General features: G+C 67.3%; 6 protein-coding genes. 2 read left to right on the top strand and 4 right to left on the bottom strand.

Annotated features, from left to right (window positions below; translation table 11 throughout):
* Window positions 1-17 precede the first annotated feature (17 nt).
* The 4 genes from M1L58_RS12700 to M1L58_RS12715 form a co-directional block, all read right to left on the bottom strand.
* On the bottom strand, window positions 18-854 hold the full coding sequence (locus M1L58_RS12700; RefSeq protein WP_248659147.1) for a DUF1353 domain-containing protein: 837 nt from the start codon (window positions 852-854) through the stop codon (window positions 18-20).
* 117 nt (window positions 855-971) lie between these two features.
* On the bottom strand, window positions 972-2237 hold the full coding sequence (locus tag M1L58_RS12705; RefSeq protein ID WP_248659148.1) for a sulfotransferase family protein: 1266 nt from the start codon (window positions 2235-2237) through the stop codon (window positions 972-974).
* Window positions 2237-3322 carry a DUF1214 domain-containing protein gene (locus M1L58_RS12710; RefSeq protein ID WP_248659149.1) on the bottom strand — a complete coding sequence of 362 codons (1086 nt, stop codon included), beginning with the start codon at window positions 3320-3322 and terminating at the stop codon, window positions 2237-2239. Before M1L58_RS12710 ends, M1L58_RS12705 begins: the two co-directional genes overlap by 1 nt.
* A complete protein-coding gene (locus M1L58_RS12715) occupies window positions 3319-4512 on the bottom strand; it encodes a hypothetical protein (RefSeq protein ID WP_248659150.1) in 1194 nt (397 codons plus the stop codon). Before M1L58_RS12715 ends, M1L58_RS12710 begins: the two co-directional genes overlap by 4 nt.
* A gap of 352 nt (window positions 4513-4864) precedes the next feature.
* Here M1L58_RS12715 and dnaK point away from each other — a divergent pair, with 352 nt between their 5' ends.
* Complete coding sequence (gene dnaK, locus M1L58_RS12720) at window positions 4865-6712, top strand: molecular chaperone DnaK (RefSeq protein WP_005195174.1); 1848 nt, start codon at window positions 4865-4867, stop codon at window positions 6710-6712.
* On the top strand, window positions 6709-7332 hold the full coding sequence (grpE, locus tag M1L58_RS12725; protein WP_005195173.1) for a nucleotide exchange factor GrpE: 624 nt from the start codon (window positions 6709-6711) through the stop codon (window positions 7330-7332). The genes dnaK and grpE overlap by 4 nt, the downstream gene beginning before the upstream one ends.
* The last annotated feature ends 149 nt before the right edge of the window (window positions 7333-7481 follow it).

Consider the following 7481-nt stretch of genomic DNA (forward strand, 5'->3'; position numbering starts at 1 on the left):
CGCCCCGCTTGGTCGTGTCAACGAAGCCGCAGAGTGCGGGCGAACCCCTCCAGCACGCGGTAGACGATCCAGGCGAGACTGGTGACGGCAGCGGCGGGTACCAGCCACAACGCGCCGACCGCCGCGATGAGGCTGGCGGCCCACTGCCGTCCCCACAGGGGCGCGGCGATGAAGATCATGAGCAGAGCCACGGTGAGCGACCAACCCGGCGACGACACCGGCCACGGCCAATCGAAAAGCCACGGCCAATCGAACAGCAGCGCACCCGCGGAGCCGATGGTCGCGGTGATCCCCACGACGCTGAGCAGCAACCACAGCACGATGCTCAGACGACGGTAACCGCCTGCGACCCAACGGGTACGAAGCGCGACGGCCGACCACATCAGCCAACGCTTCAGCCAGGGCACGCCGGACGTGCGCATCATCTCCCGGAAGAACCGATCGGACAGGGTGTCGCTGCCGAGCGCACCCGAGTTGACGGCGTCGGAAATGAGCTCGTCGTGGATCAACGCCGCCAGCGAGTGCTTTCCGTAGGAGTCCTCGAACCAGCGCATGAAGCGCGGGACCGATGCCAGATCCGTCGGGTTGTCCTCGCGCGGAACGAACGTCCGGGCCCGGTCGACCGCCGCACGGGCCTGCGACTGCCCCATGCCACCGCGTACCAGCTTGGCCACCAGATCGTTCTCGACGCCCTGGTCGGAGTATCGAAAGGTGTTGAGGACGACGAACTGCCGCTCGTCGATCTGAACGGTCCCGACGCTGCCCCTACCGGTCGGATCGTCGACCTCGAAACCCGACGCCGGCGCCACTCGCCATGGAACCCAGCGGGTGGTGCTCGATGTGGCGTCGCCCATCTCGACCTCCCGACCTCGGCACCTCCGACGGTAGCGCCGCACGGTAGATCGCCGAGCAGTAACCGGGGGACAGAGATCCAAGTGCAACCCGACGGTGCGTGAACCGCGAGCCGTCGATCACCGTGGGGCAGCGCTCGACGTCCACTCGTCGACGGCCTCGGTGTAGAACGCCATCCGCTCACGCAGCGCGCCGGGATCGATCCCGAACTCCTCCGGGCTGTAGCGGTGCTTTCCCTTGCCGTGCCGCGGCTGCTCCGCATTGTGCTGGGCGAGCATCGCCGCCACATCCGGGGCATCGAGATTCGCTGCTGCGTAAACCCGTTCGACGGTCTCCCCAGGGCGGGACACCAGGTCCCGGTAGTCGATGTCGACGACGGTCGCCGAACCAGCCGTTGGGGAGGCGCGGAACTCGAGCGCTCGACGGAACCACAACTCCGACTGCTCGATCTGGAAGCGGCCGACGTCGTGGCCGTCGACCTCGTCGCTGTAGGTCGACCGGTAGGTCGCGAACAGGCTGGCGCCCGACGCCACGGTCTCCACGATGTCGCGATGCAGGTGGACGATGCAGACACCCGGGTATGTCCGGGCCAGTGCGGCCAGTTCGGGCGTGTGGGCCGGTGCCTTCAGCAGCCATCGCCGCCGGGAACCGTCGTCGAGGATCTGCAGCATCGTCCGATGTGCTGCGTATTCGCCGGTGAAGTCCCGATCGGCCAGCCATCGGGAGTAGCTGTCGAGGCGCATTGTCGAACTGGAGCCCCAGTTGCGCATGGTCGTTCCCATGCCGAGGACGCACTCCTCCGGGAGGGCCGGTCCGGAATCGTGGACGGCGGCCATCGCCGGATTCAGCACGTGGAGCGGGTTGGGCTCGGCGGCCTGCGTTTCGATCAGCCGTTCGCGTTCCTCCGGGGACAGCCTTGCGACCCGCCACGGGGCGTACAGCTCCACCGGACGCGGCGCGCGGAGCCTGGGGTCGCGCGCCATGAGCCGGTACAGGAACGTCGTCCCGGTGCGCCAGCCGCCGATGATCACGATCGGCGGGAGCACCTCGCGTTCGGCCACTTCCGGGCTTTTCCGCAGGGTCTTGTCGAAGATGGAGCGCGCCCGCAGTTTCCCGATCACCGCGTCCTGCGCATTACGGATGCCGACAGCGTTCAGACGCCCGTCCTCGGCCGCCGACGCCAGATACTGCTCCAGGCCCGGCCGCCACAGTGTCGGGTCGCCCAATCCCTCGACACCGTGCTCGGCAGTGGCCCGTTCGACGATCGTGTCGGTTGCCTCGACCCCTAGCCGGTACCGCTCGGGACGGGCAATCCGATCGGCTTCTGCGGCCGCGTAGATGCTCTCGGCGACCTCACTCCGCTGCGGTGGCGTCCACGTCACCATCACTCGCCTCGCAGTTCGTCGAGCCGGACCACCCGAGCGGACGGCAGAGGAGGCGCGTCGGCAGGTTGGAGGAAACGCATCACGATGATCCCGAAGTCGCGCCCCTCGGAATCGATCCAGTCGCCCGAACCGCACGGGTCCTCCGCCGCGACCACGAACCGATACCGTCCGTCGACGACGGTCGCGGTCGTGCCCGTGTACGAGACCGTTCGGTACCGGAAGTCCAGTGAGTTCAGAAAGCGGCTGTACGCCAGGATGTTCCAGTACCGACACTCGACGACATCCCCTTCGACGACCAGCGCCTCGCCGGGTCCGAGCTGCCAGCCGCCGCGGACGTAGTGGATTCCGGGTTCGGTGAACACGGCGCCACCGGCCATCTCCGACCAGTGCCGCAACACGTTCGGTGGATCGAGATCGTCCTTGGTCGACATCTCGAAGATCGTCGGGAGCATCGAGGTCGTGGCCGCCAAAGAGTCCAGCGAGGACGCGAGTCTCGCCGCGTCGATGGACGGCGGCACCGGCGGTTCGACGACCGGCTCGATACTGCACCAACCCATTTCGTCCCGAGCCACGTCGTCGTGGAAGAACCGGACCCAGACGACGCCGGCCTTCTCCGGTAGCTCCAGCCGGTCACCGGCTCCCGGCGCGGTGCCGCCGAGCACGATCTCGAAGGCGCCGTCGTCGTCGAATCTGATGGTGTCGCTGTCGATGCGGGCCGTTGCCTCGGCGCCGATGCCGCCGGTCCGGCGGTAGACGGTCACCGACATGTACGACGCATCGCCGCGGTTCCCGCGGATGCGGTAGGCGCGGTCACCTCGGACCTCGGTGACCCAGTACCGGAAATCGGGGTTGTCCATCAGGAACTTGTGCCGCCACCCGTTGAACGGCATGAGCTCCGGGCGTTCTCGGTCGGCCTCGAAGCGAGACAACTGATTCGACAACGCGCGCACCAGGGCGCGGAATCCGTCGGCCTGTTCTGCCGGGGCCAGGCCCGCGGTGTCGGCGGCGAGTTTGTCACCGGCGGAGCGGAGTGCGTCGACCAGACCGTTCCACGCGGCGACCTCTGGTCGGGCGTCCTCGGTCACGGGAGCCGGACCCGGTCGTCGTGCCGGTAGTGGGGTCCGATGTCGTCGATGAGGATGCCCGGTTCGGCGTCGACCACCGCCGGGATGGCGTCGAGCACGGCCCGTACCGACGCGGTCGTGATCGGGTTGGTGTGGCCGGACCCGACGCCGAACTCGAGCTGGGTGCGCATCTCGGCCGGTTCGCCGCTGATGACCAGTGTGTACGCGATCGGGCTGGTGAACCCGCCGAACGGCAGATCGTCGCCTCGATACACCGCTTCGGCGCCGGGAGCGGAGCGAGCGGGCCGAGTGGGTACCGAAGCGAGATACCAGCATTCCTCGTTGGTGAAGAAATGATGGTCACCGAGGTAGCCGCGATGCGTCAGGTGCAGGGCGGCCGCAGTGCCCTTCCTGATGGTGGTCGCGCCCACCTGCGCATCACGTTCGGCGGGGATTCCGCGTAGCGACGTCTCGACCCTCACCTCGGAACTGTCCGCGCCGTACAGCGCATGGGCGACGTTGCCGGTGAGATCGGCGTAGTAGATGTCGCCGCCGCGTGCGACCGGGGATTCGGCACTGAGGGAGTCGAGTTCGGCGCCGAAGCCGAGTGCTCCCAACCCGCCCCACATCGATCCGGCACGAGAGAAGTCGACGGCCTCCACCGACCGCACATGACTGACCGACGACATCGCCCTGGCCATCGTCATCGCGACCCGCTCGACGATGAACGTGGGATGGACGCCGGTGCCGTGCAAGGTGGCGCCGCCGGCATGGCAGGCCTCGAGCATCCGGTGCGGGGACTTGCGGAACGGGCTGAGCCAGTTCGGCATCGACACATTGTGGTACGCCGCGGTCGCCACGACGTTCTTCCCCGCCTCCAGCAGATCGACGACGTCGTCGTCGAGCCCCTTGATCACCGCGGCCGGCGCCGGGGTGAGGACGACACAGTCCACGTCGAGTTCCTTGAACGCCTCGCGGTCGCGGGTGGCGCCGATCTTGATCGGATCAGTCCGGACCAGCTCGCCGATGTCCCTACCGTCCTTCTCACGGTTGTGGACGAGGGCGCCCACCACCTCGAAGGCGGGGTCGGCGAGTGCGGCCCGGATGACGGCACCGCCCACCTCGCCGGGACCCCAGACGGCGATGCGATACGGACGACAGGGCGGGGAGTCCCTGGTGCCCCTCGTGGGTGTAGGACTGGTCTGCGTCATGGGCGATCCTCGGCAACGGTCAAGTGGAATCGTGTGCTTCCTGTTGCTGGTGAATCTGCCCGGCGGGCCCAGGTGTGTCAAGGACCACATCATCAGGTCGCCAGTTGAGCGAAACTCGCTCAACTTTCTCCAGTCATCCGGGAACAAACCCGGAAGGGGTTCCGTTACACACTTCGAGAAACCTGAGTGACACTGACTCAAGTAAGTTTGACTCGACGCTCCATTGTGAGTAGGACATGAGTCGGACGCACTGAAGTCCGGTCCCGCCGGGTTTCGGACATCATCCCCGCGTCATCGAACCGCGGGGCCAAAGGACTTGGGTGCACACCCACAAACTAGGAGGAAGCCAAACATGTCTCGTGCTGTTGGAATCGACCTCGGCACCACCAACTCCGTGGTTTCGGTGCTCGAGGGTGGCGAAGCGTCGGTCATCGCCAACGCCGAGGGCTCGCGGACCACGCCGTCCGTGGTCGCCTTTGCGCGTAACGGCGAGGTGCTCGTCGGTCAGCCGGCCAAGAACCAGGCGGTCACGAACGTCGACCGCACCATCCGCTCGGTCAAGCGCCACATGGGTGAGGGTGACTGGACGGTCGAGATCGACGACAAGAAGTACACCCCGCAGGAGATCAGCGCGCGCACGCTTATGAAGCTCAAGCGCGACGCCGAGGCGTACCTCGGTGAGGACGTCACCGACGCCGTGATCACCGTGCCCGCCTACTTCAACGACTCCCAGCGTCAGGCCACGAAGGAAGCCGGCCAGATCGCCGGCCTCAACGTGCTGCGCATCGTCAACGAGCCCACCGCGGCCGCCCTGGCCTACGGACTCGACAAGGGCGAGAAGGAGCAGACCATCCTGGTCTTCGACCTCGGTGGCGGTACCTTCGACGTCTCGCTGCTCGAGATCGGCGACGGTGTGGTCGAGGTTCGCGCGACCTCCGGCGACAACCACCTCGGTGGTGACGACTGGGATCAGCGTGTCGTCGACTGGCTCGTCGAGAAGTTCAAGGCTCAGAACGGCATCGATCTGACCAAGGACAAGATGGCCCTGCAGCGTCTGCGTGAGGCTGCCGAGAAGGCCAAGATCGAACTGTCGAGCTCGCAGAGCACCTCGATCAACCTGCCGTACATCACCGTCGACGCCGACAAGAACCCGCTGTTCCTCGACGAGCAGCTGTCGCGCAGCGAGTTCCAGCGGATCACCTCTGATCTGCTCGAGCGCACCCGCGCACCGTTCCAGGCCGTCATCAAGGATGCGGGCATCTCCGTCGGCGACATCGACCACGTCGTGCTCGTCGGTGGTTCCACCCGTATGCCGGCCGTCACCGACCTGGTCAAGGAGCTGACCGGTGGCCGCGAGCCCAACAAGGGCGTCAACCCGGACGAGGTCGTCGCCGTCGGCGCCGCCCTGCAGGCCGGCGTTCTCCGCGGCGAGGTCAAGGACGTGCTGCTGCTCGACGTCACCCCGCTGTCCCTCGGCATCGAGACCAAGGGCGGCGTGATGCACAAGCTGATCGAGCGCAACACCACCATCCCGACCAAGCGCTCGGAGACCTACACCACGGCCGAGGACAACCAGCCGTCGGTGCAGATCCAGGTGTACCAGGGTGAACGTGAGATCGCCTCGCACAACAAGCTGCTCGGCAGCTTCGAGCTGGGTGGCATCGCGCCTGCGCCGCAGGGTGTCCCGCAGATCGAGGTGACCTTCGACATCGACGCCAACGGCATCGTGCACGTCACCGCGAAGGACAAGGGCACCGGCAAGGAGAACTCGATCCGCATCCAGGACGGTTCCGGCCTGAGCAAGGACGAGATCGACCGCATGATCAAGGACGCCGAGGCGCACGCCGACGAGGACCGCAAGCGTCGCGAGGAGGCCGAGACCCGCAACCAGGCGGAGTCGCTGGTCCACCAGACCGAGAAGTTCCTCAAGGACAACGAGGACAAGGTCCCGGCCGACGTGAAGGAAAAGGTCGAGGCTGCGGTCAACGACGCCAAGGAAGCACTGAAGGGCACCGACTCGGCCGCGATCAAGACCGCGATCGAGAAGCTGTCCGAGGAGTCGCAGGCTCTCGGCCAGGCGATCTACGCCAACGCCGCTGCGGAGTCCGCCGACGGTGAGGCCGGCGCTGCCGCCGACAGTGATCCCGATGTCGTCGACGCCGAGGTCGTGGACGACGCCGACACCAAGGAGAACAAGTGACCGCAGGATCCCATTCGTCGAATGGGTCCGGCGAGGAGCCGGTGACGGTGACCGACCGTCGTCGCATCGACCCGGAAACGGGTGAGGTGCGCGACGAGCCGGCCGCCGGCCCCGGCCCGGCCGACGCCGAACCCGTCGTGGACGAGTCCGACACCGAACAGCCGGCCGACGAGGCATCCCCGGACGCCCGGCTCGCCGAGCTGACGGCCGACCTGCAGCGGGAACGCGCTCAGTTCGCCAACTTCCGGCGGCGAGCTGCCGAGGAGAAGCAGGGATCGGTTGCCTACGGCAAGCAGATCCTGATCGACAAGCTCCTCCCGGTCCTCGACGACCTCGACCGTGCCCGCGAGCACGGCGATCTCGAGACCGGCCCGCTCCGGGCGGTCGCCGACAAGCTGACCGCAGTGCTGAACGCCGAGGGCCTCGAGTCCTTCGGGGCCGCGGGTGAGGAGTTCAACCCCGAACTCCACGAAGCGGTTCAGCACGACGGCACCGGCGACCACCCGGTCATCGGCGCGGTGTACCGCTGCGGTTACCGACTGGGCGAGAAGGTGATCCGCACCGCCATGGTGACGGTCACCGATCCCGAGCCCGCCGGCGACCAGACCGGTGCACAATAAGGCAACAATCGCCCGTGCATGAGGGGCGATCCGACCACCGATCCCTGAGGTGCGAGGAGCGCAAGCGACGAGCCACGAAGGGCGAGGAACCCTTCGTGGGGGGCGCCCCCCCCCCCCCCCGGGGGGGGGGGGGGGGCGCGCCCCCCCCC

It is taken from the genome of Gordonia sp. C13, assembly GCF_023218005.1.
Taxonomy (GTDB): domain Bacteria; phylum Actinomycetota; class Actinomycetes; order Mycobacteriales; family Mycobacteriaceae; genus Gordonia; species Gordonia namibiensis.

What these genes read in the sequence shown, in the direction of transcription:
- dnaK (WP_005195174.1), top strand. Translation starts at nt 4,865, where the DNA reads ATGTCTCGTGCTGTTGGAATCGACCTCGGCACCACCAACTCCGTGGTT.
- M1L58_RS12700 (WP_248659147.1), bottom strand. Translation starts at nt 854, where the DNA reads ATGGGCGACGCCACATCGAGCACCACCCGCTGGGTTCCATGGCGAGTG.
- M1L58_RS12715 (WP_248659150.1), bottom strand. Translation starts at nt 4,512, where the DNA reads ATGACGCAGACCAGTCCTACACCCACGAGGGGCACCAGGGACTCCCCG.
- M1L58_RS12705 (WP_248659148.1), bottom strand. Translation starts at nt 2,237, where the DNA reads ATGGTGACGTGGACGCCACCGCAGCGGAGTGAGGTCGCCGAGAGCATC.